The organism is Ralstonia sp. PBBBR1 (genome assembly GCF_002256165.1).
Lineage (GTDB): Bacteria > Pseudomonadota > Gammaproteobacteria > Burkholderiales > Burkholderiaceae > Ralstonia > Ralstonia thomasii.
In genome coordinates, this window is the sequence record NZ_NKIL01000003.1 from 328,346 (window position 1) to 354,588 (window position 26,243).

General features: G+C 59.1%; 20 protein-coding genes and 1 pseudogene. 6 read left to right on the forward strand and 15 right to left on the reverse strand.

Features of this window, described 5'->3' with window-relative positions; all coding sequences use genetic code 11:
- Positions 1 to 58: 58 nt before the first annotated feature.
- The 3 genes from CFE42_RS05110 to tcmP form a co-directional block, all read right to left on the reverse strand.
- The gene (locus CFE42_RS05110; RefSeq protein WP_004637052.1) at positions 59 to 817 is read right to left on the reverse strand and encodes a phage Gp37/Gp68 family protein; all 759 of its coding nucleotides are present in this window, start codon (positions 815 to 817) and stop codon (positions 59 to 61) included.
- On the reverse strand, positions 814 to 1,452 hold the full coding sequence (locus CFE42_RS05115) for a S24 family peptidase (protein WP_004637051.1): 639 nt from the start codon (positions 1,450 to 1,452) through the stop codon (positions 814 to 816). Before CFE42_RS05115 ends, CFE42_RS05110 begins: the two co-directional genes overlap by 4 nt.
- 100 nt (positions 1,453 to 1,552) lie before the next feature.
- Entirely contained in the window at positions 1,553 to 2,407 is an 855-nt protein-coding gene (tcmP, locus tag CFE42_RS05120; protein ID WP_037045066.1) for a three-Cys-motif partner protein TcmP, read from the reverse strand.
- A 462-nt stretch (positions 2,408 to 2,869) separates the two neighbouring features.
- Here tcmP and CFE42_RS05125 point away from each other — a divergent pair, with 462 nt between their 5' ends.
- Both CFE42_RS05125 and CFE42_RS05130 read left to right on the forward strand, forming a co-directional pair.
- Positions 2,870 to 3,223, forward strand: coding sequence for a hypothetical protein (locus CFE42_RS05125; RefSeq protein WP_004637049.1), 354 nt, complete (start codon positions 2,870 to 2,872; stop codon positions 3,221 to 3,223).
- A 313-nt stretch (positions 3,224 to 3,536) separates the two neighbouring features.
- Positions 3,537 to 4,994 carry a hypothetical protein gene (locus CFE42_RS05130; RefSeq protein WP_004637048.1) on the forward strand — a complete coding sequence of 486 codons (1,458 nt, stop codon included), beginning with the start codon at positions 3,537 to 3,539 and terminating at the stop codon, positions 4,992 to 4,994.
- Here CFE42_RS05130 and CFE42_RS05135 read toward each other — a convergent pair.
- The 5 genes and pseudogenes from CFE42_RS05135 to CFE42_RS05155 all read right to left on the reverse strand — a co-directional run bounded on the left by CFE42_RS05135 (position 4,953) and on the right by CFE42_RS05155 (position 9,494).
- Complete coding sequence (locus tag CFE42_RS05135; RefSeq protein ID WP_037045063.1) at positions 4,953 to 5,531, reverse strand: hypothetical protein; 579 nt, start codon at positions 5,529 to 5,531, stop codon at positions 4,953 to 4,955. The two genes, CFE42_RS05130 and CFE42_RS05135, sit on opposite strands and share 42 nt — an antisense overlap.
- Before the next feature lie 42 nt (positions 5,532 to 5,573).
- Positions 5,574 to 6,026: pseudogene (locus CFE42_RS05140) on the reverse strand (TniQ family protein); the annotation flags it as partial.
- Positions 6,023 to 6,928: a TniB family NTP-binding protein gene (locus tag CFE42_RS05145; RefSeq protein ID WP_004637046.1), complete on the reverse strand. Its 906-nt coding sequence runs from the start codon at positions 6,926 to 6,928 to the stop codon at positions 6,023 to 6,025. The gene CFE42_RS05145 and the pseudogene CFE42_RS05140, both read right to left, overlap by 4 nt.
- Positions 6,921 to 8,843 carry a Mu transposase C-terminal domain-containing protein gene (locus CFE42_RS05150; protein ID WP_004637045.1) on the reverse strand — a complete coding sequence of 641 codons (1,923 nt, stop codon included), beginning with the start codon at positions 8,841 to 8,843 and terminating at the stop codon, positions 6,921 to 6,923. The genes CFE42_RS05145 and CFE42_RS05150 overlap by 8 nt, the downstream gene beginning before the upstream one ends.
- Positions 8,844 to 8,846: 3 nt before the next feature.
- Entirely contained in the window at positions 8,847 to 9,494 is a 648-nt protein-coding gene (locus CFE42_RS05155) for a heteromeric transposase endonuclease subunit TnsA (protein WP_004637044.1), read from the reverse strand.
- 441 nt (positions 9,495 to 9,935) lie between these two features.
- On the opposite strand from CFE42_RS05155, the gene CFE42_RS05160 reads away from it, so the two are divergent.
- Positions 9,936 to 10,859 (forward strand): cation diffusion facilitator family transporter, encoded by a 924-nt coding sequence (locus tag CFE42_RS05160; RefSeq protein ID WP_004637006.1) that lies wholly within the window; start codon positions 9,936 to 9,938, stop codon positions 10,857 to 10,859.
- On the opposite strand, the gene CFE42_RS05165 is transcribed toward CFE42_RS05160, so the two are convergent.
- Positions 10,856 to 12,463, reverse strand: coding sequence for an ATP-binding protein (locus CFE42_RS05165; protein ID WP_004637004.1), 1,608 nt, complete (start codon positions 12,461 to 12,463; stop codon positions 10,856 to 10,858). The genes CFE42_RS05160 and CFE42_RS05165 overlap by 4 nt on opposite strands.
- A gap of 77 nt (positions 12,464 to 12,540) precedes the next feature.
- On the opposite strand from CFE42_RS05165, the gene CFE42_RS05170 reads away from it, so the two are divergent.
- On the forward strand, positions 12,541 to 13,146 hold the full coding sequence (locus tag CFE42_RS05170) for a response regulator transcription factor (protein ID WP_004637002.1): 606 nt from the start codon (positions 12,541 to 12,543) through the stop codon (positions 13,144 to 13,146).
- 29 nt (positions 13,147 to 13,175) lie between these two features.
- Here CFE42_RS05170 and CFE42_RS05175 read toward each other — a convergent pair whose 3' ends face one another.
- The gene (locus CFE42_RS05175; protein ID WP_004637000.1) at positions 13,176 to 16,343 is read right to left on the reverse strand and encodes a CusA/CzcA family heavy metal efflux RND transporter; all 3,168 of its coding nucleotides are present in this window, start codon (positions 16,341 to 16,343) and stop codon (positions 13,176 to 13,178) included.
- 12 nt (positions 16,344 to 16,355) lie between these two features.
- A complete protein-coding gene (locus CFE42_RS05180; protein WP_004636997.1) occupies positions 16,356 to 17,576 on the reverse strand; it encodes an efflux RND transporter periplasmic adaptor subunit in 1,221 nt (406 codons plus the stop codon).
- 136 nt (positions 17,577 to 17,712) lie between these two features.
- On the opposite strand from CFE42_RS05180, the gene CFE42_RS05185 reads away from it, so the two are divergent.
- Positions 17,713 to 19,230, forward strand: a complete 1,518-nt coding sequence (locus CFE42_RS05185; protein ID WP_012436851.1) for an efflux transporter outer membrane subunit — start codon at positions 17,713 to 17,715, stop codon at positions 19,228 to 19,230.
- 53 nt (positions 19,231 to 19,283) lie between these two features.
- Here CFE42_RS05185 and CFE42_RS05190 read toward each other — a convergent pair whose 3' ends face one another.
- The 4 genes from CFE42_RS05190 to CFE42_RS05205 all read right to left on the reverse strand — a co-directional run bounded on the left by CFE42_RS05190 (position 19,284) and on the right by CFE42_RS05205 (position 24,658).
- On the reverse strand, positions 19,284 to 20,072 hold the full coding sequence (locus CFE42_RS05190) for a hypothetical protein (protein WP_004636992.1): 789 nt from the start codon (positions 20,070 to 20,072) through the stop codon (positions 19,284 to 19,286).
- Between the two features lie 801 nt (positions 20,073 to 20,873).
- On the reverse strand, positions 20,874 to 22,517 hold the full coding sequence (locus tag CFE42_RS05195) for an Nramp family divalent metal transporter (protein ID WP_004636989.1): 1,644 nt from the start codon (positions 22,515 to 22,517) through the stop codon (positions 20,874 to 20,876).
- A 43-nt stretch (positions 22,518 to 22,560) separates the two neighbouring features.
- Complete coding sequence (locus CFE42_RS05200) at positions 22,561 to 22,767, reverse strand: hypothetical protein (RefSeq protein WP_004636987.1); 207 nt, start codon at positions 22,765 to 22,767, stop codon at positions 22,561 to 22,563.
- 394 nt (positions 22,768 to 23,161) lie between these two features.
- Positions 23,162 to 24,658 carry a carbohydrate porin gene (locus CFE42_RS05205; protein WP_004636985.1) on the reverse strand — a complete coding sequence of 499 codons (1,497 nt, stop codon included), beginning with the start codon at positions 24,656 to 24,658 and terminating at the stop codon, positions 23,162 to 23,164.
- A gap of 1,041 nt (positions 24,659 to 25,699) precedes the next feature.
- On the opposite strand from CFE42_RS05205, the gene CFE42_RS05210 reads away from it, so the two are divergent.
- On the forward strand, positions 25,700 to 26,035 hold the full coding sequence (locus CFE42_RS05210) for a universal stress protein (RefSeq protein ID WP_238563854.1): 336 nt from the start codon (positions 25,700 to 25,702) through the stop codon (positions 26,033 to 26,035).
- The last annotated feature ends 208 nt before the right edge of the window (positions 26,036 to 26,243 follow it).

The following is a 26,243-nucleotide window of genomic DNA, read 5'->3' on the forward strand; positions in this document are numbered from 1 at the left end:
CCCCTGCCTATCAATGTGCGCCCGCGACCTCGCAAAATCAAGTGCGCATCAATGCCTCTCAGGAAGATGCCATGCGCTCGATGACGGTGACGGGCATTTCGTCCCAGGTCCGGCCATTTAATTCGCGGCCGTTGGCCGCCTTCGCCCGTTTTTTTCCGTCTGCGCCCCATCCGCCCCACTGCTTGAAGAAAAAGGCGACTCCCTGCTCCTGGCATTGTGCCCGAACGGCCTCTGCCCATTCCATCTTCATTGGGCGCGCCTTCGGGCCAGACTCACCACCCACAATCACCCAATGAATGTCCGTCAAGTTGAGCTCACCAACATCGGCCAGTAGCGGTTCAACTGATAGGAACCGGATGGTCGCGGGCACTTGGCGTAGGTAGTCGATACGGGGAACGCCGTACTTCCGGTCCTCGACAGAGACTCCAAGCCACGCATTCGTCGGCACTGAACGCTTCCGGAAATAGCGCGCCATCCGAGCGGCTCGTTTGGTAAGTATTTGATATGTATGGTGCGGTGTTTGTGCAATAACTTCGAATACTTTGTCGATATACGCGTCCGGCACCCGCTCGTGGAACAGATCCGACATGGAGTTTACAAAATAAACTGTCGGCTTCTTGCGTTTGATCGGGTCGTTGAAGCGCTCAGGCAAAAGAGTGAGCGCAAAGCCGTTCTCATAGCCAGGCGTCCCCATTGCTTTCAGACGCTTGGCCATGGCCTCCGCATAGCAATGCTTGCACCCGGGCGAGATCTTGGTGCACCCGACTGTCGGGTTCCAGGTTTGCTCAGTCCACTCAATCTTGCTGATGGTTGTCATCGAGATATTCCCTGTTTTTTTATCTTAGCCCCACCGGCCAACTGCGGCCTATAACTTCGGACAATCCCCCTGACGACACCGATGATGTTCAGGGTCTTCTCGGGAGTCACCGTCTTGCCGTCCATCCCGTGCGACACAAGGCGCGGCTGGCCCCGATCATTCCTGAATTCCTTGATGGTCTGGCTACCGTCGATTTCGGCCACCACGATGTCGCCAGTCAAAGCCTGCGAACTCGTCTCAACCACGGCCACGTCGCCACTCAGGATCCCTACGTTCAGCATTGAATCGCCGCGCACCTTCACCAGCACCGTCTTCGAAGGTTTCGCCATCAACAGTTGATCGAGAGCCTGCGCTTGCACAAGGCCCGTAGCGTCGCCATCCGCGCCAAAGCCTGCTCGCACTTCATCGTCGCTCAACTCCAGCGTGAAAAAGGCGGGACCTGGTGCCAAGCGCCCGCCCACAGACTTCGTCAGATGGCCGGAGGCAATCAGCCGCTGCGTCAGTTTGAAAGCTGCATTCTTCGCCTTGAAACCAAGCGCTTTGGCGATCTGGCTGTACGAGGGCACGCACCCCATCTGCGCATAGGTGTCGCGAAGTCGGCGCAAATGCGCCTGGTCATTGTTGGTTCGAGCCATTTCGTTATTTTGGTGGACAATCGTCCACTAATCAAGAAAAATAATCGGACGCGGCGGTAGCCGCGCCCGTCAGATCAACGAAGCAGATATAGACACCCGATCAGGAATCGAACAGGTTCAGGTTAGGACTGCGAACAATGTCATCCCAAATGCGGTCTGGCAACTCGTGCCGGGACAGGAACACCATTCGATAGATGATCCGCCCGTTACCATCGGTAATCTTCGGCATCTGAACACTGACCTTGAAACCCAGGCCCCGCACCGCGTCACACCATGCGTTAAAGAACCACCCCGGCAAGCTGGCCTTGGACAACCCATCGGTAGGCACCCTGGACCTCCAGCCAGGCAGAGCATGGTCGAACCGATCCCGCTGGGGATCCAGCTCCATATCAATATTGCGCGTTAGATCCATCAGACTGAAGTGGATGGCGAAATCCACGTGCTGCAGTTTGGATAGGCGCTCGATGATTGAGAACGACAAGTGCTCCAGGTTGTAAGGGTCGATGTAGGCCAAAGCAAGCGCTCCGAACGGAACTGCCTTGATCATGGCATCGACTGTGTCAGTCGCAGCCCCAACGAAGCCCTGTACAGCGGCGCCGGCGGCACCAAGGCGCAACTGATTTGCTCGCACTCGCTCCGCTTCGATGTCGCCGATCAGGACACGTGTGAAGGGCGCGCCAGAGGCGGCGGATTGACGGTACGCCACTACCGAGCCGCCACTACGGGTAAAGGATTCGCCAACAACTTGAATGCGACCAGGACCGCAGAATGGATCAATCAGTACCCGCTGCTTGAACTTCGCCTGGGCCTTACGCGTGGCATGAAGATACTGTTTGAGGTAGAGGTGCTTCTCATCCGGAACCCACCTACCAACCCCACGCCCATGCGGGCCACGCTCGACTGGCAGCTCAGGATAGGGATCTGGGTACTCATCAACTAGCTTATCTGCGTTCAATTGATTTCTCAGAGGCATGATGGGACTGGAAGTGACCACGCGGTCAGTGTCACGCTCAAAAATGTAAGCCGAAAAATGCCAATGTGCACCCCACCTTAGTATGGAAACCTTGGCAAAGGCAGCGATTACCGACGCGATAACAAAGAGAGGAAGACCCAGCCATCATGGCTTTTATATCTGATATTAGAGGCACGAAATTTCGGTACTGTGCAAAGGTGATGCCCCCCCTCAGCGCCTGAGACCGTCTACTGCAACTGCTGCCCAGCGTGCAGCTTGCACGCGCTATTGCAGTGGCCTGATTTCGCGTAAGTGGCGCCCCCAACTAGAGAAGGGTGCAGCACGGTCGATTAATGTCGTTTCATTGACATCCAGGCACGCTCGCGATTGCGTTTGACCGCGATCTGAGCCATGCCCCTGCGACCAACTTGAATCCGCATTTGTACCCGACCAACCACACAGAAAATGCAATCTATCTTCGCCAAGACTTTCGGTGGGCTATCTCGTCCTTACTACTTCCGCCACTTCCTGTTCGGGTTGATCTTTCCCGCGTTCTTCTTTTTCTTTGTAAGCCACGCTGGAAAACCGGCTCCCTTCCCAGTCGTTCTATTCTTTATTGTCAACACGTTCCTCTATCCATACGCCCGGTTCGTGTACGAAGGCGTGATGGGTTTCATCCTCGGTAGCAACATCTTCTTCGTGAACGCGATCGTGATGCTGTTTGCCAAGTTCACCACGATGCTGATTTGCTGGGCTTTCGCAATCTTCATTGCACCGATTGGACTGGTTTACCTGTACTTCCGTCATAGCAGGGCATAGCAATAGCGGAAGTCTTAGTGAGCGGCACAACCGCTGCGGCCAGGCGGTTCCGCAGTACATGGCGTCGGTTTGACGACACAATCAGAGCCACATGGTTCGCATAAACGCGTTTCCTAAAAGCGGGGACCTTTGGCGCGTGGACTGGTTCGGCCCCATCGCCTTTCCCGATCGCATGTTGCGGCGGCGCCATCCATCCGTGCTGGTCTCGCTTTCCAAGGCCAACGCCCCTGATGGTGCCGGTCGCTTATCGCCCCTATCGCTTCACAAAGCGGAAAGGCAAACAACCCGATGCTGGGTCTCAGTCGGAACCACAATGCTCTTGCGCATCGGTGACCTGTGGCGCGAGCAAGGCTTGGAATCCCGTGCGGCTGACGAAGAGTTGCTCTGCGAAGACCTGGCGATCAGCCGAGACACCTGCGATCTCGTAAAAGCCGGATCGAGCTTCGACGAAGGCTGTTTCATGCTGCCGCTCCACGAGCATGCGGGACATCGCGAAAACACTCACTCCTATTGCGTCCGGGTCGCGCTACCAAATGGAAAGCTCCTCGTCGTACCGTGCATGGAGTTAATCCGCTTCTACTTTGGCTCGTCCAGTGAACTCCTCAACCGACTGTTTGTGCCCCCACTCCAGAGGGAGAATCTCTACACAGGCATAACAATCGATCGGCGCAACCGGATGACGCTGCAGCTTGCCGACCGCATTCCGCGTGCAAGCGCCGAGGACATCGCCCGAATCGCCGGAAGCCGACTCGCCTGGCGTGCGGCCGCGATGATCGGTACCTCCTGTGTCAGTGCCGCGCAGGCGCGCCAGGATATCTACCCGCAGACCCTGTTCCCGTTCGAAGGAACGACAACACTTCGGGCCGCTGGGAAGTGGCTGTCGCGAGGCGACGATCCAAAAGGGACGTTCCTCGTCTACCAACTCCTGAGTTGCTCGCACCCGTTTCCTTTCAAGTCATTGCAATTCCGCGTGACGGGCGCAAAGAAAGCTCGCAGCAGCGGCATGGCGCCCGAGACCCCACCACCGGAAGCCGCGTCAACGGCCCGGAAAGCCCAGGAACCTTCCAAGATCAGCCTGGAGGAACACGACCCTTCATCGCAGCTTGCTCCAGCTACGATGCCCATGCGCGGCAATCGACGATTTGTCGACCTGGAGAACAAGTGGGTCTTCGCAGACAAAACCATTGCCGGGAAAACACCTCGTGCCAGCGCCTCGTCTGGTGAACCGATCAGCGAGCATGCGATCGGCGAACCGGGCTCCACGAAGCGCATCCGAGAAGCGCAGATCGTCGAGGGCGACAACGAAGTCCCAGACCCACCCGCATTCCTGGAGCATGCTGTCAAAGCGCTATCCACACTGGACAACGCTTCCGTAAGAGTCCTGACAGCGAGCCGCGACGACGGGTGGTCCGTTCCCGTGCCGCTGATCGCGGATGAGGACGGAGTACTTGACGAGCATCTCCTGGTTCCGCAGGACATGCGCCGCCTGAAGCGCGTGGCCGCCTTCGCAGTTTCCTCAAAGGAAGCTTCCACGTTGTTCATGGTTCACGAAGCGAGTCCAGCCATATCGTTTGCTGTCCCGCTGGAAGACAAGAGTGACGAGGCAATACAGCGCGCAATTCAGGCAGCGACGGGAGCATTCATCGCCGTCCAAAACGGCACCGACTATCACGTAGTGGCTTTGGAGCACACACTGGCAAACGCTCCCGACGAGCTGCGCTCCTGGATCTCAATGCAACTCAACCACGCGGCCATCGCGTACCTTCGATGATGAGGCGCGCCCGTCTGCTGGTGCCCCGACTGGCGAATCAAGACGCGCGGGCGAACCCGCGTCGCGCCGGTACTGGTTCAGGATGTCCTTGACGAATTGGTGATGTAGTGGAGCAATCGGCTTGACCGGTACGCCCTGCGCCTCGGTGTCGTGCTGAAGGAGCCAAAGCGACCACAACAGCACCGCGTGGCGAGTTAGTACAGGTTGCAGCTCCAGTGCCGGCTTTCTTGGCTGTTCAATCTCCAAGTCGGAGTAGCCGAAGCTGCAGGCTAGGCAATTGCAGAGCCGAGGCTTGACCTTGCATGACAACACAGTCACTGCGATAGCGTGCAGACGCTCCAACAGGTCACGCTGACGCACTGTGTTCAAAACAGAAAGCTCGCGCGTCAACTGCTGCAACTCAGGAAATAGACCACTCCCTCGATCGTCTATGACGGGCGCCTCCGCCAATCGGAGGTCGTAGTCGCAGTTGTGGCAATGGCAAATGCCATCGATTTCCGCATGACACCAGTTCGCGTCTACCCGCTGGATGAACAAGCAAGCGCCGCAGCTTGGGCATCGATCAAGCAGTAGACATTGGTGTCGCTCGCAGAAGGTTTGAAGTGCAACTCGCCAGCAGAGGCGGAAGTACGGTATCGGGTCGCTCTTCAGACAGTAAGGGCAGAACTGAAGGCCCGGACCGAACCGGGAGTTTCGCGGCAGATTGATAGAGATCACCCACCGGAGGGATCCTCCCATGTGAAACTGTGGGTACAGGATCCGCTCGTAGGCCCGCAGCGTGGCCTGACGAACTACCTCCAGATGGGTTCCTGTGTGGAATGCCAGTGATGTCAATAGCGACTCGGGGCCGTGTCGGTCGATATCCACCGTTAGCACCCGAGCCGCAGGGCGGAGTGCCAGATTGCAGAACGGCATCACACTCATTCCATGGCCATGGGCCAATCGCACGATCCAGCTCGACAGAAGCTCACCTGGTATGGGCTTGTACCGAACTGGCCAAAGCGGCGTCTTTGCACATGCCCACGTTTTCATAGCCGTCGTGTGTACGTCCTGCGCTTGGAGGGTGGGACCCAGTCCAACTCGGTGAGCTGCAGTTCGGTGATCGCCTCCTTCCCGGACCGAATGGCGTCCACTGCAGCAGTCTTCACGAGGTCGAAGATGTCACCAAGGGTGGACTCGCTCTTCATGTAGATCGCTTGCATCATCTCCGGACGATGGAGCCCTGACGGTTGGCGCAACGGCGTCCGGTGCTCCAAGGTCTTCAGCAACGTTCCCAACTGCCTGCCTGGTATCCAACTAGGCATCTCAATCGGTACGAATCGACTCGACATCTGCGGATCAGCGTTGAACGCGTTGTACGCCTCTTCAATCCCCGAGGCGACGATGCTGATCTTTGCTTCATTGCTCAGGCTTTTGAGGGCATTGCGAAACTCGCGTTGCTTGGTAAGGCCACCGGCGATGAGATGGTGGATCTCATCGATGATGAGGATGCGCACATCCATCTCGCCAAAGAGACGCTTGACCTGCGAGTACTTTTCATAGACCGGAGCCGTCGGCTTGTACGGCGCCATCAGACTATCCATGATCCGGCTGTAGAAGTCGGACAGATCAGGCTTGGGCGGCGCATCGACCATCACCACCGGGCACCGCGTAACCTCCTGCTCAGGATCCAAATCGGGAAGGTGTTGATCGCGAAAACGCTCAAGAATGGAAGTCTTTCCGCTGTATGAAGGACCTACGATGAGATAGCTCGGCATCCGCGTTACCTTTGGGTAGTCGAGCAAGTCCTCCAACTTCTGAAGCGTCGTCTTTGCATGATCGAGTGGGAGCCACGTGCCAGCCTGGATCAGGCGAATCCGATCCTTGTCTGGTAGGGTCAGCTGTTCCTGCGCCTTCGGGCTGAGGTGACTGTACTCGGCTGTCGTGCTAGTCATCGTCGCTCAGCGGTTGGATTTCGTCAGGGTCATACCCTCGTATCGCCGGTGCAAGTCTGGTCGGCTCAAGCTTCGAAACTTGCGGCAAGTCTTGAGGCTTTTGCGCCCGAGCTTTGGCCTGCTGCTTACGCTGCTGCTCGGCACGACGCGCCGCCTTCGTCTTGGTAGCAGCAGACGCTTCAATCTCACGCTGTCGCGCGATCAGCGCGAAAAGGTCACGCTCGCGGTACTTCTCCATGCCCGTATCTCGTGCCATCTTCTTGGCCGCGCGAATCTCCCAAATACTCGCCGCTGGGAGACTCATGTCTCGATAGGGAATCGGGAAATAACGTTTGAGGTCGGGATCGAAAAAGTACAGGACGCTCATATCGCTCGGATCGTAGCGAAATCGGAACTGTCTGGTCTGCCTTGAATTCTTTGTGTCGCGAGCGTTCACCCACGGGCGCAAGATGTCATGGAAGTAGTGAATTCCATCAATGGCGACCCCGTAGTCTTGGATCGTCCGGTCCACGTACGGCATGAAATCGATGCGGACTTTCTCTGCATCGGTGCGTATCGGTGGCAATCCGCGGCCGATCTTTTCCCGTGTTCCAAGAATGCCTTCACGCCACTTGGTCAATGGTGTTGTGCCGATACCCGAGTGCACGGCGCGGTGGTACCGCGCGAACATGAGGACAAGCCACTTTTCCAGCTCATCGAACGTCATGCAAGCGTTACCCTCGGCGTCGTATTCCCCTTTCTGCCGCGGGTTCGCGAAGGTTGCGCCTTTCAGCCCCTTCAACTCTTCCGACACCGTGCCCATGAGCCGTTCGATGTGCCCGCCATAGCGCGGCTGCTTGACCGGTCGCAGATGAATATCGATGTGGTACTCCCTTGCGGCGAGCGCCAGCATCTTGCCCCTGAATTCGCGTGCGTTGTCCAGATGAAGCACATCCATGACCCCATAGAACGGCCACTCAACGTCCCCACACCCCATCCGAGCCATCCAAGCATCTTTTGTCAGAATGGCATGCGAGATGCACATGCCGGCGGACATCGCGGACGGGGCATCAAAAGTTAGGTACATGCCGAGGCAAACGCGACTGAATACATCGATCGCCAAGGTGATCCAAGCACGGCCGATGGATTTTCGATGCTTGTCATCGACAATGATGACGGGCAGTAAGGTGTGATCGACTTGAACCAGCGCAAGCGGCCAGCCTGCATCCGGGATGGATCCCTTGTTCACATGGAATCGCTGTTCAGCAGCTCGCCTACCTTCTCGGTGTTTAAGCGACTCTTGCTCATTCAACCAACTGAGATGCCGATATACAGTCGACGCTGCAGGAAGAGGCTCGATGCCTGCGTCGTAGCAAAGGCGGCGTATTTCGCGAGCGGCCTTGGCGACTGATGGCTTTTGCTTGGTTAGATGGTGCTCCCGAACATAGTTATCCAGGATTAACTTCACCTCTGGCGAGAGCCGACTGCGCCCTCGGCCACCGTTCTTGCGCGTCGGTAGCAACGAAGACAACAATTCAGAAGCTGAATATGCGCTCAGCCAGTTGTAGATCGTTCGAACGCCTACACCTGCTTTGATGGCTGCAGCAGCGTAGTCAGCTTTTGCACGATTTGGCCGATTGTCCAGCAGAGGGCCAATCGCTTCCAAACGCATTTGTGCAACCTCCCATTCTTCGCTGGATACGTCTTCCAGATCAACTTGATCATTGCCTTCTGCTGGATCGCCACTGCTCCTGAACGGGGCCTCAAGTGAACCCAGCTTCAGCACAACAAGTTCATCCGACGCCTTCTCACGCGCGAGAACCTTGTTCAAATCGGCATGGCGGAGAACTATATATTCGCGCCCGTCATGAGTGACGGTGCTGCCCTTCCTAACGTGTAGAAGAGTAGGCATCTTTGCTCGTGAATTGCCCGTCATGACCTAGCTCGGTAGAGATAGTGGCGTGCTTTCCGACAGCGGAACCTGCAGATCCGCTTGAATTGCGCCATGGGCCACAAGATGCCAAAGCACGGGAATCCACGTTGCACGCGTCTCCAAGTTGTCTGTCAGACAGCCGAGCAATGCTGCCGGCGTCATCGGACTCCCCTCTTGACGCATCGCCTCAAGTAGATGTTCAACTGCCACCGGATCTGCCGGCGTATGGCGATATCGATGCAGATATTTCAGGTTCTGGATAAGAGGCGTCCTGACATCCAGCTCTGTTCGGGTAACGAAGATCCAGCCTCGCTCTTCAGCAAACACCACTGCCGCGGCGAACTTCTCTCGGTATTTGTCAGCGTACCGATCCAGATGCTCTTGCGTTTTGATCTCTACCAGCTCAGGTGGTCGGAGATTTCCGGAAGGCGTGGGACGATATGTCACCAGCAGGTCCGGGACATAAATTCGGCCACGGGACAGTGGAATTTCGACAGGCTGGACGTCGTACGATTCGAGGTAAGGATCCGAGTCCAGCAGGAGCATGTACTCCTTCTCCAAGATCGACTCGAACTCAACCACCTCGTCCGCCTGCGGAGAGGCGTGTCGTCCCGTGACAAAGAGGAAATTCTTGGGGATCCGGCGCACCGGCATAAAGCGCTCCACAAATCACACATCCGTGGATTCTTGCTTTCCCCACCAAGACTTGTCGACCCTCCATCGCGAGGGGGCTCAGCGTCGTGAGCGTCTTCCAGTCTAGGTCGGCTCGGAACACTTATGTAGTGCACACATGGCGATCGGACCATTGCAGGCGCGAGCTGCCTGCTCGCCAACACAGTCCGGTGGTCGACACCGTGACCGATTGCAAAGACACATGCGTTAAAAAACGGAGCAATCTTGGCTCATATGCCCCATAAATGAGGCAGGGAATGGGCCCTCAGAGGAGATGCGCAGAATGAGAACGCCTCTCATGCGGATTCTTTTCTGCAGCTCCCGGTAATTACCAAAATGGCCAGTTCTGCCCCTATGATCGCGGACAAATTCGGGCACGCGCCCTCAAGGTGACCTGTCCTCGAACATCGGACGAACAAAACCATGCAACAGCCAACCGAGATCGATCTCGACAGCGAGACGCCCGCCATGAGGCGCGCGGCGAAACGCAGCACGCTCGTGAGCGTGGGTGTCAATTTGACCCTAACAGCTGCGCAGCTGATTGCTGGCGTTCTTGCCCATTCACAGGCGTTGATAGCCGACGCGATTCACTCGCTTTCCGACCTGGTTTCGGATTTCGTTGTTCTCTTCGCTGGACACCATAGCCAGAAGGAACCGGACGCGGAACATCACTATGGTCACCTTCGATTCGAGACAGCGGCGTCCCTGGTATTGGGCTTGCTGCTACTCGCCGTCGGCATCGGGATGCTTTGGAGCTCGGTGACCAAGCTTGAGCATCCGGAGTCGATCTCACATGTAAAGTTGATCGGTTTGTGGGTCGCACTTGGCGCCCTGGTGAGCAAAGAACTGTTGTTCCGGTACATGCTGGCCATCGCGGAGCGCGCGCGCTCCAGCATGCTGATAGCGAACGCTTGGCACGCTCGCTCCGACGCGGCTTCCTCGTTGGTGGTCGCGCTCGGCATCGTCGGCAATTTGCTTGGATTCCATCTGCTCGACCCAGTGGCCGCACTCGTTGTTGGGTTAATGGTATCGAGAACGGGCTGGCAGTTTGGCTCGAATGCACTACACGATCTCATGGACAGAGCTGTCGATGAAGAGACAGCGACCGAAATTCGGGATGTGATACTCGGCACGCCGGGCGTGCTTGGCGTTCATGACGTACGGACACGCAAAATGGGCGACATGATCCTGGTGGACGCACACCTCGAGATCGCAGGCACCGCAACCGTGAAGGTCGGTCACGACATCGCGCTCGAAGCCAGGCGACGCGTCATGGAAAGACGTGATGTACTCAATGTCATGACCCACGTCGATCCCGTAGTCGAGCTCCCACCCGGCACAAGCTAGCTTTTCAGGCGGGGTAAGAACACGTTGAATGTTGAGCCTTTGCCTTCTTCGCTGGTCACGGTGATCGTCCCTCGGTGCAGTTCCACTACCAGCTTCACCAAATAAAGCCCTACACCTGCCCCGACCGTCCCCGCAACGTTGCCCCCACGCACGTAGCGCTCGAACAAACGCTCGATATCGCGTTCGGGTATGCCCATGCCCCGGTCTTCAACCGTCACCGACACACCGTCGGCATCGCTGCGCACACGCACACTGACCGGTGTGCCTGGCGGTGAGTACTTGACGGCGTTGCCGACAAGATTGCTGAAGGCCTGGAACAGAAGCCGGGCATCGCCGAAGAATGTGTTCGGCTCATCAGCCTCTACGCACTCGTCGATCCGTGCGCTTGGCGTACTTTCCCGGTGCATCTCACAAACCTCGTGCAAAAGTGCCGCAAGCGGGAAATCGGTGCGCCGCATCGCTGCGGGCGTCGTGGAATCTAACCAGTGCGAAGAGTCGAGCAGGTGATCCATGAGGTGCGTCATGCGCTGCACCGCCGCGCGAATTTTCCCGCAACGCTCTTCCAGCGTCTCAGGCGGCAAAGCGTCACGCATGCGCATCAACCGCTGGGCCTGACCATCAATCACGCCTAGTGGTGTGCGGAATTCATGCGAAGCCATTGAGACGAAATTGCGCTGCAGCTCGGCCATGCGACGCTCCTTGTCGAGCGTCTCCTGCAATACGGCGGCTTGGGCAATCAGTGCATCCTTGCTGCGTCCCAATTCGATTGTGTTTTCTCGAAAGCGCGCCACGGCCTGCGCAATATCGCCAATCTCGTCGTGGCGCTCCAAGCCAGGGATGTCGATCCGGGTGTCGTTGTTGGCAATGTGGTGCATGCGATCGACCAACGCAGCAATAGGCCGCGACACAGCGTAGACAAGGTAGATCACAGCCAGCACGACCAGCCATGCCGCTACTACGATCGCCCCAATGATGAGTTGCCGCGCGTCGTGGTAGGCCTGTGCCTCACGCTCGGTTTCTGCTGCCGCGCCAGCGACACTGCGCTCGGTCATCACGCCCAGTGTGTCGTTGGCCAAGTCGAATGCATGCTTGGAGTCCGTGTGGTAGAGCCGCGTACCGCCCGCTACGTCGCCTGCCTTGGCAGTAATCATCAGCCGTTTCGCGAGCTCACGATACGTATTCCATTGGGTGACAAACTGGCTGTAGAGCTCGTGTTCGGCACTATCGTGCTCGATCTTGTCGTAGCGGGCCTGGGACGTGGCAATCAACTTGTCGAGCATGGCGACCTGTTCGTCGGCGGCTCGCAGATCAGCGCGCGATGAGGCGATGAGAAAATCGCCTTCGGCCGCGCGGTAATCCGAGATGTAGTTGTTCAGGTCCCCTAGAATTCGGCTGTTCTGAAGCCAGCGCCCGCTGATCTGCGCAGATACGCTGTGGAAACTCGCCAATTGGTCGATACTGAAAGCGCCGACGCCAACCACCAACAGTAAAAAAACCACGAACACCAGCGTCAGCCGCACCCGGATAGGGCGCAAGATCGACGGTGAAGCGATTCCAAAGCGCCGCCCGTCTGGCGCGTCGGAGACCGGTTTTGGCGAGTGCATAGGTAGTGTCCTGCGCAGTGTTCCTTGGCCCCGTCGTGAGCGGAGCATCAGTCACCATACCATCACGTGGAATATCCATGAAGCCAGTCAGCGCCAAGATTCTTTGCATTGAAGACGATATTGAAACCGCCGAACTGATCGCCGAAGAGTTGGCTGAACATGGCTATACCATCGTCACGGCGCACGACGGAGAGTCCGGTCTGGCGATGCTCCTGCGCGAAGCCCCCGATCTTGTGCTATGCGACGTGGGCATGCCGGGCATGACAGGGTTCGAGTTGCTGGAGCAGTTGCGCACGCTCGCGCCACGGTATGCCGAGATTCCGTTCGTCTTTCTGACGGCGATGGCGCAACGCGACTCCGAACTGCGCGGGCGGCGCCTGGGGGCCGATGACTACGTGACCAAGCCGGTCGATTTCGAAATCCTGATTAGCATCGTGCAGACCCGGCTCGCCAGACGGCCGCGCACGCATGCCGCGCATCCGCCCGTACAACTGAGCGAGCGCGAGGCCGAGGTGCTGGCATGGTCTGCGCGCGGCAAGACATCGGGTGAGATCGCCACGATTCTTGGGCTCTCCAAGCGAACGGTCGATTTCCATATGGACAATGCGCGCGAAAAGCTGGGCGTCGCCACGCGCATAGAAGCCGTGGTCAGGGCATCCAGTGCAGGGATCATTAAGCCGTAAGCGCCGCCGCACGAAGCGGCGACCATCGCTCAGACCGGCGCTTCCTCAAGGGGCGGGTCTTCAGACGGCGGCTCCTTGCCGAGGAAGACCATCCGCAACGCAGGCACGATCACCAGCAGCATCAACGGGCCCACAAGCATGCCGCCCACGACCACGGTGGCCAGTGGCCGCTGCACCTGGCTGCCGATGCCCGTGGAAATAGCCGCCGGGAACAAGCCGATACATGCCGACAGCGCGGTCATCAGCATGGGCCGCATCCGCTGTTGCGCCGCATGGAACATGGCTTCCGTGGGCTGGAGGCCGCGCTCTCGGCGCAGGTCGTTGTAGTAGGTGATCATCAGAATACCGTCCATCACGGACACCCCAAACAACGAGACAAAGCCGATTGCCGCCGAGACGCTGAAGTCCAACCCCGTCAGGAACAGCGCTGCCACCCCACCGGTAATCGCAAATGGAATCCCGGCCAGCGCCATCAGACTATCGCGCAGCGAATTGAACAGCCCATAGAGCAGCACCAGGATCAACAGAATGCTGATCGGCACCATGACCGCCAGCCGCTGCTTGGCTTGCTCCAGTTCTTCAAATTCACCCGCCCATTCAATGCGGTAACCCTGCGGCAGCTTGACATGCTGGGCGATGCGTTGCTGTGCTTCTTCCACCGTGCCACCCAGATCGCGCCCACGCACGCTGAACTTGACCGGAATATAGCGGGCATTCTTCTCGTGATAGATGTACGACGCACCCGTATCCAGCGTGATATCAGCCAGGGCCGATAGCGGAATGTATGAGTTGCCGCCGTTAGCGTTTGTGTAGGCGACGCGGATGTTGCGCACCGCATCGATAGTGGCGCGGTACTCCGGGGCCAGCCGCACCGTCAGGGCAAACTGCCGATCACCTTCCAGGATGGTGGTGGCCTGCGAGCCCGACAAGGCAGCCTGCACCACGGTGTTCACGTCCCCTGTGTTCAGCCCATAGCGCGCGGCCGCCTCCCGGTTAATGCGCACGTTCAGGTTCGGTTGACCCAGCACACGAAAGATACCCAGGTCTGTGATCCCTTTGACCTTGCTCATTTCGCTTTGCACCTGGTCGGCCAACCTTTCCAGCACTTGCAAGTCCGGGCCGATGATCTTGACCGAGTTGGCCCCCTTCACGCCAGACAACCCCTCTTCCACGTTGTCCTGAATGTACTGCGAGAAATTCAGCCCGACCCCAGTGAACTCGCTGGTGAATTCTTTTTGGATCTGCGCGATCAACTTCTCCTTGGTCATCCCGGCCGACCATTGATCGAACGGCTTAAGTGGTACGAAGAATTCAGCGTTGTAGAAGCCAGCGGCATCACTGCCATCGTCAGGGCGTCCGTGAGCCGACACCACCGTGCGCACCTCGGGGTGCTTGAGCAGGATCTGGCGCATGCGCGAGACCGGTACCACGCCGGATTCCAGCGAGGCCGTTTGCGGCATGGTCAGCCGGATCCACAGGTTGCCTTCTTCAAGGGCGGGCAGGAACTCGGTGCCCAGCAGAGGCATAAGTGCCGCGGTTGCCGCAAGCACGACCGCACCGATCGTCACGGCAATGCGCCGGTTGGATAGCGACCACGTCAGCGCAGGCTGATAAGCCTTATGCAACATGCGGACGAGCCAAGTTTCCGTCTCTTCAATCTTCTTGGGCAGCAGGTACGAGCACAATGCTGGAGTGACCGTGAACGTGGCGATCAGTGCGCCGGCCAGTGCATAGCCGTAGGTACGCGCCATGGGGCCGAAGATCTGACCTTCCACCCCCTGCATGGTGAACAGGGGAACGAACGCCGCCACCGTTATGAGCGCCGAGAAGAACACCGCGCGATCAACCTGCAAGGCACTGACGAAAATCATGCGCAGGCGTTCGGGCACGCGGAATCCAAGCATCTTCGCGTCACGGCTCATCAGCAGGCGCGTCTGCTCTGCGGCCGGCATCTGGAAGTTGCGAAAGATGTTCTCCACCAGGATGACGGATGAATCCACGATGATCCCGAAGTCCACCGCCCCGACCGAGAGCAGGTTGGCGGACTCCCCCGTCAGCAGCAGGATCAGTATGCTGAAGAACAGCGCAAACGGAATGTTCGCGCTGACAATGATGGCGCTGCGCAGATCGCCCAGAAATATCCATTGAATAAAGAACACCAGCAGGCAGCCAAACAGCAGCGCGTGCATGACCGTATGCGTGGTGACGGAGACGAGCTCCGAGCGATCGTAGTAGCGCTCGACCTTCACACCCGCCGGCAGCGTGCCATCGGCATTGATCTTGTCCAGCTCTGCCTTGACGCGCGCCACCACGTCGTTGGTCTGCATGGTGCGGTTCATCACCACGATGGCGGTGACGACGTCGCTTTCGTTGTCACGGCCGGCAATGCCCAGACGGGGCGCGAAGCCGATCTTCGTCTTCGCAACATCCTTGACCTGCACGGGCACCCCGTTGGTCTGCGTGAGGACGATCTTGTCGATGTCCTTCACGTCTTGGATGAGACCCACGCCGCGGATGTTGACGGACTGCTGCCCAAAATTGATCGTGCGCCCGCCGACGTTGATGTTGGCATTGCCCAGCGCCGTCATCATCTGCGGCAGGGTGACGCCATAGGCTTCCAGCTTCTTTGGGTCGACCTCGACGTCGTACTCCTTGGTCGTGCCTCCCCAGCTGACCACCTGGGCCACGCCCGGTACGGTCTTCAGGCGGCGCTGCAATACCCAATCCTGCAAGGTTCGCAGGTTGGTCAGCCCAAAGTGGGGCGGTCCTTTCAACTGATAGCGCACCACCTCGCCGACCAGGCTGGACGCCTGAATCTGCGGTTGCACGTTATTGGGCAAGCTGACGTTCTGCTGGAGGGCAAGTGCCGCCTGCGTGTAAGCAAAGTAGTAGTCAATCCCGTACTTGAAGGTCACGCGCACGAACGACAGACCGTAGAACGACGTGGAGCGGATATTCTCCACACCGGGTGTCGCGGCCAAGCCGATTTCCATTGGCACCGTGTAGTACCGCTCCATTTCTTCGGCCGATAGGCCCGGCGTTTGTGCGGTAATTTCGAGAATAACGGGCGCAGGGTTGGGGTACGCCTCGATATTCAGCTTGGAGTACGCGAACAACCCTGCTGCCACGAACGCCAGCAGGAACAACAGGATCAGCGGCCGTCGCAGCAGCGACAGCTTGAGAATCGCTTTGAGCACGGTGAACTCCCTTCAGTCAGCGCTATTGACGCTGCCGGAAGCAGCCGTGCTCAGGTACAACGCACCCTCATTGGCGACCAGTTCGCCGGCGTTCAGACCCTCAAGGATCTGCACGAAGCCGTCCTGCTCAAGGCCGAGCTTGATCACGCGCCGCGCAAAGCGCTTGCGGTCGGTGGTGACCCAGGCGGTCATGGTGCCGTCACCCTCGCGCACTAGGCCGTCCATCGCCAATGCTGGAGATTGGATGGGCGCGCCGGTGGTGATGTCGAACGAGGTGAACATGCCGGGGCGCAATTCGTGCTTAGGGTCGTCGATTTCCGAGCGCACCAGGATACGGTGCGTATTGGCGTCGACCGACGCGCCCACGGTGGTGATCTTGCCGTTGAAGACCCGGCCGGGGAATGCCATGACGTGAATCTTGACAGGCTGTCCAACATGCAGAAGCGGCACGTCGGCTTCCGGCACAAAGGCCTGCATCCACATGGTTGACACGTCAGCCACCGTGAATGGCGCCGTGCCGTTGCCCGGTTGCAAGAGCAAGCCCGGCTGGGCGCTGCGCGCAGTCACCTGACCCGAGATCGGACTGACCACTGTCAGCAGCGAATCGGTCTTGCGCGTCTGGACGATCTGGTCCATCTGCGCGGGTGTCTTGCCAAATACCGCCAGGGCTTCACGCGCGGCCTTGTAGGCAGCCTCAGCGGCTTGCTGGTCGGAGATAGCCTGGTCCAGATCCTTCTGTGCCAAGCCCTGAATCTCATACAACTGGCGCGCACGGGCCAGCGCATCGGTCGTCAGCTTGCGCGTGCCAGCAGTGGAGATCAGCGTGGATTCTGCCTGCACCAGATCGGGGCTCTCGATATCAAACAGCGGCTTGCCCTTGGCAACGGTGTCGCCCACCTTGGCATACGTGTTGCGGATCTTGCCCTGGTATGACGTGAAGACCTGCACCGCGTGGTCCTCGTTGAAATCGACATTGCCCGCGGCTTCACGCCGGCTGGCGAATGCACGCAGCTCCACAGGTGCGACCTTGATGTACTGCAATTGGCCCTGGCTCAAAGTGACGGCTTGGCCATCACGCGACGGCGACGCAGGCACAGCGACGGGCGCGCCTGTGTACGATGGAGCGAGCGCGGCTTCCGAGCGATTCTGGCTCCCGATTCCCCACATCAGGCCACCAACGACCAACGCAGCAACGGCGCCCCCAATGGCAGCGGACTTGTAATCGACCTGCACAGCAATACCCCAGACGATAGAAATTTGCCCGCATGATGCTGCTCACCCACGGATCGGTCTACTGTGATGAATCACAGTTCGCAATGATTCGCCGCTCTCATAGAATCGCCGCCATTCGATCAGACTGGGTGCCTCCATGCCCGCCAACACTGCCCTTGGCACGCCATCTTCCGCCTCCGTTCTTCTACGCCTGACTACCATGGCGGCGGCATGCCTGTTGACCACCGCCTGCGCGGTCGGACCGGATTTCAAAACACCCGAAGCCCCCAAGGTAAGCGGCTATACGCCGCAGCCACTGCCGCACCAGACGTCGACCGCCGCCACGCAGGGTGGAGAGGCGCAGCGCTTCGTGTCGGGGATGCCGGTGTCCGACCAATGGTGGAAGACGTTTCAGTCGGAAAAGCTGAACAAGACAATCGCCAATGCAATTGCCGCCAGCCCGACTCTTGCCGCCGCCCAGGCTGCCCTGCGCGTGGCGCAGCAGCAGACGCGGGCACAACAGGGAGCGTTCTTCCCGATGCTGCAGGGCTCTTATCAGCCCAGCCGCCAACAGAATGCCGTGGGCACGATTTCGCCCACGCTCACCTCCGGTGCGCCGATCTACACCCTGCACACCGCGCAGCTCACGGTGAGCTATGCACCGGATGTCTTCGGGCTGAATCGCCGCCAGGTGGAATCGCTCAAGGCAACCGAAGATGCGCAGTATTTCCAGATGGAGGCGGCTTATCTCACACTGGCGTCCAACATCGTGGTGGCTGCCGTGCAGGAAGCCTCGCTGCGCGCACAGATCGCGGCGCAGCAACGCATTGTCGATATCAATACGCAGTTGCTCGACAACCTGCACAAGCAGTTCCAACTTGGCGCTGTGACGGGGCTGGATGTAGCAGCCGCCGAGACGGCGCTGGCGCAAGCGGAGCAGGCGCTGCCCAATCTGCAAAAGCAACTGGCGGTGCAGCGCGATCTGTTGGCCGCTCTGGCCGGCAAACTACCCAGCGAAGGCATCCCCGACACCTTCACGTTTGCGGACTTCACGCTGCCGAAGGAGTTGCCGGTGTCGCTGCCGTCGGATCTCGTGCGACAACGCCCTGACGTGCGTGCCGCCGAAGAACAACTGCACGCCGCGACTGCACAGGTAGGTGTGGCCATCGCCAATATGCTGCCGCAGTTGACGATTACCGGGACCAAAGGCGGCACCGCCGAAATCTTCAGCCAGATGTTCCGTGACGGGAACGTCTTTTGGAGCCTGGTCGGCAACGTAGCACAGACGTTCTTTGACGGCGGGGCGCTGCTGGCGAAAAAGCGGGCGGCGGATGCGGGCGTCGATCAAGCGGAGGCGCAGTACCGTGGCACCGTGGTCACCGCTTTCCAGAACGTCGCCGACACCCTACACGCGCTGGATGCCGACGCCGACGTGCTGAAAGCCTCGCTCAAATCCGAGCAGGCCGCACGCAAGACGTTGAACATCACAGACAAGCAGCGGGCAATCGGCCAAGTCAACCTCCTCGCCGTGCTGAACGCCGAGCAGGCCTATCAGACAGCAACGCAGGCCACTATCGCGGCGCGCGCAAACCGACTCTCGGACACGGCTGCGCTATTTCAAGCGCTAGGGGGCGGGTGGTGGAACCGGGGCGGAGGTGACATCGCACAGCGCTGATGCTGACGAGGCGTGGGCCTTCCAATTGAGAATTGAAGCCCACCAACTGATGATCAGCTCAAGGGGATTTCGAAAATCCACTTAAACGTCCATCGGTCGGTAGCGCGCGTCAAACCTCGGCCCACGCCAAAGTTGAAAACGAACGGCTTGCGATCCACGTCAAACGCAAGAAAGGCGGTGTGCTGCTGTTCTTGCAATGGCAAAACATGGTCGACGCGCCCCAGCCCAGCGTAGTACTCCAATCCAGCGCGAACACCTGTTGCCAATGTCCGCGCGACCTTGAAGGCAGGTGCGACTTCGGGCACCCCGCTGCGGTCAGGGCCAGAGAGGTTCCAGTCGAGCACTGGGTTGAACGCCCATAGCCACTGTTCATTCTGGTAACCGTAGATTGGTCGCAACTCGGCCGCTTGCTGCGATTGATCAAACCGATTTGCAACGTGAGCGAGCTCGACGTTGACACCGGCGAAGTAACCGACGCCTTCTTCCGGTCGAACGGGCATCCACTTCACGCGCACTTTTGGCCCCGTGACGTAGTAGGTGTTCTCGCGTGTGAGCGCGGTCGGGACGTACAGGCCAAGCTCTACCGACGACGTCAGGCCGTAAGAAAACTCGGCCGTAGCCCGCCAACCATGCGGCGTTGTGACTTCGCGCGGATAGGACGGTTCCGAAATGCCGCTTGGCGTTGTGTTGAGGTGCAGCTCAAGACCAAACTCGCCAGGTGCGTTGATGTCACCGGTGTAGACCTGAATCTCATCTGGAAGGACGGCATGCGCCGGAAGCGCCGATAGACCCAGTAATGTAACGATGAGCCCGACAAGGCTGGAGAGGCGTGCATGCAGCATGGATGGCTCCGATTTCTAGCCGCGCAAGCATAGACGCGACGCAAGTTCTTTTGCGGAATAACCCGGTGCCGCAAACAAAAACCGGCATGAGATGCGTTTTCGTTTGCACTACTCCGGTCCACCTCCGTACGGTATCCGACACGTATGGCACTGTGATTTGTACGGTATCACTGTGTGAAGGACCTGCCCTAAACTGAATATAGGGCTTGGACTTTCAGCATATGCGCAACGACTATCGAACAGGTCCGTGGCCGCGGGTCCAATATCGAGGAACAAGGGGCCGATGATGAAAGGAACTCCGAGGAAGCTTGCTCTTCATTCGACACTGCGCGTGGCAGCACTCAGCACCCTATTGATCATGACCCTCGCCGGTTGCACGACCATCTATGAAGGCAAATATGCGTACGACGAGGGATGGAGAGTCGGAGAAATCGAAAAGGTTGGAGCGCCTGCCGATCTGGGGAGGTTCGTGGCGCTGTGTCAGCAAGGGGTAGGCCAATCCAGCGCGTCGCAACTGTTTGCTGTCGTGAGGTTTGACTTCGGAACCATGGCCGGCAAATACATGCATAGCGGGCGGAAATTGCGCCACGTGGTGGTACCGCTACCCGCGGGTAGTACGTTGAGGAAGGACACTCCCGTATACGTGAACATTCACGATTGCGAGCAACCTCTGGTCCCCGTTGCCCAACTGGACTCACAACCGCTTCAGTTACCCCGCGCGTGAAGCAGGAAGTACGCCGAAGCTCTCGCCGGAACGCGCCGAAGCTGAGCAAATGCAAGTAAATAGCAGTTGGCCTGGCCTTACCCTGTCAGCAGTCCGGCAATCCGCACCAGCACCAGCCCCGCCGCCACCACAAGGTAGCCGCGCAGCACAGACATCCACGTGCGCTTGAGCGGCGTCCAGCGGGCCGGCGTCAATTGCTCCAGCGGCGGCATCGTCCAGCGATCACGGTCCAGCACGCTCACGCGCTGCGGGTGCTGCGGCCGGCGGGTTTTTCGTTCGATGCGCCACAGCACCAGCGACATGACGATGGCGATGAGCGAACCGCCCACCAGGATCGCGCCGATCTCGAACTCGCCAATGCCGGGAAACAGCACCGCCGCAGTGAGGATGACGGACAGCATCACCAGCACCGCCACCACGCCGCCCGTGAAGATGTTCATGGCGCGGCCGTTCGTCCATGGGCCGAGCACGGCCTTGTCGTTACACAACAGCAGCAGAAACACCGTCGCGCTTGGCAGCAGCACACCGGCCAGCGACTGCACCGCGTTGGTCAGCAACCCCAGCGGTACACCAGGCGTCAGCACCAAGCCGGCAGCCAGCAAGGTCAGCCCGAAGTAGATCGCGTAGAAGCCCTTGGCCTCCGTCGGCTTGCGATGCAGCGAGTGCCGCACGGCAAACACATCACCAATCGCATACGCCGTGGACAACGACACCGCGCACGCGCCGATGATGCTGGCATCCAGCAGCGCAATCGCAAACAGCACCCCGGCCCAGCGGCCTGAATGGGCTTCCAACCCTTTCGCCGTACCCAGCGCATCGGTGTAGTTGCCGAACGCGGGCGTGCCGTGGAAGGCCTGCGCGCTGAACGCGATCATCGCCACCGCTCCGGCAATCACCAGCACGATGCCCAGCCACAGGTCCGCACGCTCATAGCGGATGAAGCGCGCGGTGATGCGCTTGTCGATCACGTAGCTCTGCTGGAAGAACAACTGCCACGGCGCCACCGTCGTCCCAACGATGGCGATGATCAGCAGCATCACCTCCGCCAGCGGTGCGCCGGTCGGCAGCGCAGGCACGAAAAAGTCGCGCGCCACCTGCCCCATCGGCGGATGCACCATCACGAACACGGGAATGAGCGTGAGGCTGCCGGCCACCAGCGCCAGCGCAAAGCGCTCGAAGCGGCGGAAGTCTCCGGTGGACGCGGCCAGCATCACCAGCGCGGCCGCCGCACACACGCCCCAATGGCGCGGGATGCCGAGGTACTCCAGCGCGAGGCTGATGCCGATGAACTCCGTCACCAGCGTCAGCGCATTCACGAGAAACAGATCGATGACGGAGAAGCTGCCCCAAAACTTGCCGAAGCGCGCAAAGATGAGCCGCGCATGGCCCACACGGGTGACGGCGCCCAGGCGCAGCACCATCTCCTGGTTCACGTAAAGCACAGGGATGAGCAACAGCAACGTCCAGAGCAGCGTGGTGCCGTAGTTCTGCCCGGCCTGCGTGTAGGTGCCGAAGGCACCGGCATCGTTGTCGCCGACCATGACGATCAGGCCGGGGCCGAGGATGGCGAGCAGCGTCCGCAAACGCGCACGCCAGCTATCCCGTGCGCCGGTGTCATGGTGGGCGATGGTGCCGAGTGCACCGCGGATGTCACCCACGTGGGCGTCGTCGAGCGCGGCATGACGCGGTGGTGCGTCGATGCCCGAAGCGAAATGGGTCATATCGACCTCCGTTTGTTGGTGTTGTTGGATGCCCCGCGTGGGCCTACCAGTAGGTGCGCGACAGCCGGATAGCGGCCGCGGCGTAGCCGTGGTTGGAGAGCGATTGGCCGCCATCTCCGGCGCGCTGGTTGGCCGCGACAGACGTCGCTTCGGCACGCTCGGGCGCACCGGCCCGCGCTTGCACGAACGGCGAGCTGAACGGCAGTGCAATCGCCGAGAAACGACGGGCTGGGATGTTGAATTTGCGCATGGGTCACTCCTGGCCGCATGGGCACCTCACGTGCACGGCATGCGGCAATCGCCGCGCAAGGGCGTGGACCCCGAGCGGCGGATTCAAACGATCAAGGAGCGACGAGAGACACCGCTGCCTTGCCTGGACGGCAAGTCAGCAGCAGGGAACAACCGTGCGGCGGACTCGCCTAGTGGGATGAAAATGTCGGGTAAGGTCGACTCGGACTGTCCATATGGGTCCTCCGATTGCAAAAGTGCCGCTTAGTAATCAATGCGCATCAGCAGGAGCGCAGCACGGACGCTCTCGCGCAATTGCCGCGCCGGTCCGATGCAAATAAGCACGCTTCAGGGATGCAATGCCGCCTGCTTCGCGTGCCCGTTACTCAAAACGCTAGTTGGACAGAAATTCTGCATCAAAAATCCAGATGAAGGCGTGCGGCTACGACTGAAACAGGTCCCCGGTCCCGGTTATAGGCGGGGTGGACAATGTACTGGTAGTCGAGCCCAGCAGTGACATGAGGCATGACTGCCCAAGTGTAGTAAATTTCAGCGATCCGCTCAGTACCGTAGTTCAGTGCGCCGTCCCCGATCAGGACGCCCAACCCGCCGGCCGCAAAATACTGCCTCGCCGCCTTGGACAAACCGTTAACTGCAAAAGCAACGCCAAGCCTGTCTTTGGAACGCCCCCAGCAGCTACCGGACATGGAAAGGCCCGCAGAAACTGACTGATTGATATCGGTGAAGTCAAAGGTCTCTTTGTTGCCGTCATTCATGCTGGCCCGAGCAAAGAAACCCAGATCATTTGCCAGTTCTTGCTCAACATTGAGCGCGACGCCACGTCGGGAGGCGAACTGCCTGACCAAGGATGTATCTGGCGTCGATCCTGTCTGCTGCGCCAGACTCACCGCATCGTCATAGCGGCCCATATAGCCGCGGTTCACGAAGGCCAGGAATTTCAACTTGCCCGGACGGCCCAACAACTGATGGCGCGCTTCGATTTCGCCGACCCATTCATGCTGCTTGAAGCCTACATCGATGGACTCGCTATTCGGTGTCGTTGACAGGGCAAAGAAGCCCCCGCGCACGGTCCACCAAGATTGTGTCCACTCCACCGCAGCACCGCGCGTGTACCCCCACGCGTCCGCCGCATAATCGAAAGCACCGGCTTCGATAACAGACCAGTTCAAGAAGTCTGCACGTGGATCATGCGCGTAGCTGTTGGTGTCAAAGACGTCCACTACGGCAAATTTGCCGACGGTGACGGTGATGTTGTCAGCGGATCTCGACCCAGCGAGTTGATTTGCCGCTGACTCCAACGGTTCAGACTCCCCCCCCAGGTTGATGGTCTGTCGCAGGAAAAGCCGCGGCAGCTTATGGTAAGGCGTGTTGTTGCCGACTTTGTATGCACCTCCGCTAGGAAAGCCGGCCACACCGAGCGTGTTGCTCAAGCCAAAGCCCTGATCAATTTCGGGGTTCGCATACAACTCGGCTCCATGCCAAAGACGCAGCCCAACGAAGAGCGTCATGTCGGTGGTTTCACTGCTCTCGCCGTCGGAGGCCAAAGAGTTCGCGCCAGCGTAGGGGGCTCGGAACTTGGAGTGCCACTGGGTGATATGAGTGGCCTGCGCGTGGAAATTCCACCACTGTGCCTCCGGCATTGCCGGCGCTTGCTCGGCAGAAGCAGGCGATTTAGAACCCACGGCATTCTGATCCTCCGCCGAAGAAGTAGGCGGGGTTTCGGCCAGGACGGTATTTTCTGCGTGGGCAACGCAAGCCAAGGCAGACATCAGCACTGCCATGGACAGCTGAGCTGAACGGCGACGGGCGACCTGGCTAAGGACTGTGGCTCGCACTACAGAAAGCGAACGCACTGCCACCCAAATGTGTTGAATAAGGGGAAAAAACAGCATGGGGCCTCCCTCGTTCGCTTCTGTGACGAACGTAGGCAACGACCGGCCACGGACCTCCCAATAGCGACGCGCACGAAAACGCGCGGCCACATGGCCGTACCGGAGAACAACAATCGAATTCAGGAAGAGGCTCGCGCAGAGAACCTACGCAAGAACCACCACCTGCCGTGCAATGCGGCTAGGCAGTGGCGGGAAGGGCAACCAACGCGCCTGGACTGCTTAGCCGTTCAGAGTGCGATCCAAGATCGACTAGAACAACTGTCCATGGAAATTATTCCGTAGTTGTGACGGCGCGCAGATTAGCAAGTCTCACGCAAGCCAGCAAGGCATTTCTTCGCGTATGCCATGTACAACAATTAGGCAGTCCTGAGGGTCGGCGGGTCAATAGCGCGCACTAGGGAATCCAAAGATAACAATCAGTGCGAACAGCGCATATAGAGAACTCATGGCCAACAGTGTCCGCCCATTCACAACGCCACGCCGGAAAAGCGCCCACAGGAATAGGATGGCCAGCGCGGGCGCAATACGCACCAACTGAAATGGAACTGCTAGCTCGATGGCTGCTCAGTGTAGGTGCCATGGTCACCATCATCGCCTTGTTCGTCGCTGTCTACATTACTGACAGGCGCGCGGAGCAACGTTATGGGCGAGCAATTGAGCAGCGTGAGGTCTCGGATTTGAGCACTGCGGACCCGTCTTAAGCGCGCGTGGCGCCCGACCTATCCCGGCACTTGCAGGCAATTACCCGACTCACCCTGCCACCGGCCGATCAACGTGATTAGACCTTGCAATGCTTAAACTTCTTATGCCCTTCAACGGCTCCCGCCCCGCCACGCACTGGATGCGGTGCGCCATGCGGCCTTCCGCTGCCAGGACCGTTGTGCGTCGCATATCGTGCTGCTGAATGTGCAGACGCCGCTCGAAAGGGGCCGCGCCAGCGCCTACTACTCTCTTGAGGTGCTACGCTAGCTTGAAGAACAGGGCGGCGAAGAGGCACTGCGTCATGCGCGCGCCATCTTGGACGACGCTGGCTCCCACTACGTGGCACAGATCAGCGTCGGCCGCGAGGCCGAAACCATCGTGCAAACTGCTGCTGCCAACCAATGCGACATGATCGTGATGGGCTCGGCAGCTCGCACGCCGCTGGGCTCATTAATGGCAGCTAGGCTCTCGAATCAGCTGATGCGCCTGTCGCGCACTCCGGTAACGCTGATACGCCGAGTCGGCCGGCCTAGCGCAGTGGCTTGCGCTGGAATCAGGGCAGTTCGTTCAGCCAAATTTGGTTGCAATCATCTTCGCTATTTTTTGCAGCATAGTTCGCTATTTCCTGGGCAAACGGCGGGGTTTTTTGCAGTTTCCTTCGCTACATCGACATGACGGTTGTTGGCTCAGCGAAGAAAATTAGAAAGTAGCGAAGTAGGCTAGAAAATATCGAAGCGGGAACGGATACGTTTTGGCAGGAAAGCCTTGTGGCACAGCCATTTCTATCGGTTTCGCCAGCGTAGAGAATGACGCGTCGCACAACCCCTACGCGACGTACGTGGATGCAATGACCCTCTGGCAGCGCCGCTTTCCTGCGCCTCGA

Coding starts and splice junctions, on each gene's coding strand:
- CFE42_RS05110 (WP_004637052.1), bottom strand. CDS start 817: ATGACAACCATCAGCAAGATTGAGTGGACTGAGCAAACCTGGAACCCG.
- CFE42_RS05115 (WP_004637051.1), bottom strand. CDS start 1,452: ATGGCTCGAACCAACAATGACCAGGCGCATTTGCGCCGACTTCGCGAC.
- CFE42_RS05125 (WP_004637049.1), top strand. CDS start 2,870: ATGCAATCTATCTTCGCCAAGACTTTCGGTGGGCTATCTCGTCCTTAC.
- CFE42_RS05130 (WP_004637048.1), top strand. CDS start 3,537: ATGCTCTTGCGCATCGGTGACCTGTGGCGCGAGCAAGGCTTGGAATCC.
- CFE42_RS05145 (WP_004637046.1), bottom strand. CDS start 6,928: ATGACTAGCACGACAGCCGAGTACAGTCACCTCAGCCCGAAGGCGCAG.
- CFE42_RS05150 (WP_004637045.1), bottom strand. CDS start 8,843: ATGACGGGCAATTCACGAGCAAAGATGCCTACTCTTCTACACGTTAGG.
- CFE42_RS05155 (WP_004637044.1), bottom strand. CDS start 9,494: ATGCCGGTGCGCCGGATCCCCAAGAATTTCCTCTTTGTCACGGGACGA.
- CFE42_RS05160 (WP_004637006.1), top strand. CDS start 9,936: ATGCAACAGCCAACCGAGATCGATCTCGACAGCGAGACGCCCGCCATG.
- CFE42_RS05165 (WP_004637004.1), bottom strand. CDS start 12,463: ATGCACTCGCCAAAACCGGTCTCCGACGCGCCAGACGGGCGGCGCTTT.
- CFE42_RS05170 (WP_004637002.1), top strand. CDS start 12,541: ATGAAGCCAGTCAGCGCCAAGATTCTTTGCATTGAAGACGATATTGAA.
- CFE42_RS05185 (WP_012436851.1), top strand. CDS start 17,713: ATGCCCGCCAACACTGCCCTTGGCACGCCATCTTCCGCCTCCGTTCTT.
- CFE42_RS05190 (WP_004636992.1), bottom strand. CDS start 20,072: ATGCTGCATGCACGCCTCTCCAGCCTTGTCGGGCTCATCGTTACATTA.
- CFE42_RS05195 (WP_004636989.1), bottom strand. CDS start 22,517: ATGACCCATTTCGCTTCGGGCATCGACGCACCACCGCGTCATGCCGCG.
- CFE42_RS05200 (WP_004636987.1), bottom strand. CDS start 22,767: ATGCGCAAATTCAACATCCCAGCCCGTCGTTTCTCGGCGATTGCACTG.
- CFE42_RS05205 (WP_004636985.1), bottom strand. CDS start 24,658: ATGCTGTTTTTTCCCCTTATTCAACACATTTGGGTGGCAGTGCGTTCG.